The organism is Peribacillus sp. P4_C12, from assembly GCF_056402095.1.
The window spans coordinates 1-1,058 of record NZ_JBFUIB010000913.1; the positions used below are offsets into that span (position 1 = coordinate 1).

The 1,058-nt window shown below is 37.7% G+C and carries 2 pseudogenes; one reads left to right on the top strand and one right to left on the bottom strand.

Annotated features, from left to right (window positions below):
* Nucleotides 1-99: 99 nt before the first annotated feature.
* A pseudogene (locus AC1DUW_RS30170) lies at nt 100-375 on the top strand (IS110 family transposase); the annotation flags it as partial.
* A 495-nt stretch (nt 376-870) separates the two neighbouring features.
* On the opposite strand, the pseudogene AC1DUW_RS30175 reads toward AC1DUW_RS30170, so the two are convergent.
* Nucleotides 871-1,058, bottom strand: a pseudogene (locus AC1DUW_RS30175) (type I methionyl aminopeptidase); the annotation flags it as partial.

Here is a 1,058-nt window from a genome sequence, read left to right on the forward strand (position 1 = left end):
GACCTAAAACGACCTAAAACTCGTAAAACAAGAGAAGCTGTCACACTGCAAGGAGAAATAGAGGTGCCGGTAATCCACTAGATTAGGAGGAGATTTAGAATGAATCCAGTCGTTGGTCTGGATATTTCAAAAGGGGAAAGTCAGGTTCAAGCATTTTTTGATAAGGGTAAACCTTATCAAAAGAGTTTTAAAATAACTCATACTGTTGAGGGACTTAATTTACTTGTAGCGTTTCTTGAGGATGTAAAGAAAGAGTCTGGTCAGAAGCCTTCAGTCGTTTTTGAAGCCACTGGACATTATCAAACTCCAGTCGTTCATTACTTGGAAGAACGAGGATATTTATTGATTATCGTTAATCCATTGATTTCATATAAGGGGTTCCGCCAGGTGGTACCCCATGTACAAAAAATACCACAGTATCAAGGACTGTGGCGTGACAGTATTTTCTTTCTTACCTTTTTAAAAATGGCCCATTTTCTGATAACCGGCACCAGCGGGAAAATGGGCCCTTTTGCCCCTTCGGATTATTTCAACTATATCCCCAAAGCCTAGCCAAAAGAGGTTAGATGCCCTTCCTGCATTCTGTAATTTCAAACCAACTAATTTTCTTACTTGAATTTTAATTTCTTCTCTCATACTCGCCCCCTTAACACTGAAATTTAGCCTATATATTCTAAATTTTATCATCTTTCATTCTTGAACTAAACTGCCCCGATAGTTGAACAAGGGTATTTTTTTCTCTAATTTGAATGTATGATAATWKAAAGAATCRYACATTCAAAAGGCCGCCAATTGGCGGCCTTCTTATGGCGCTAACGCATCCGTTAGTAAGCGAACTCCATATATTTTTCTTTTTCGCGTATGTTTGAATTAAAGTGTGACAATAATTGGACCATTTTTAGTAAGGATAATCGTATGTTCCAATTGAGCTACATAGCTTTTTTCTGTGGCATAGGTCCAACCGTCTTCTTTTTGTAATGCTTCTTCTTCAAAGGTTGAGATAAATGGTTCGAATGCGATAACCATCCCTTCCTTTAATATTTCATTATCCCATGGAT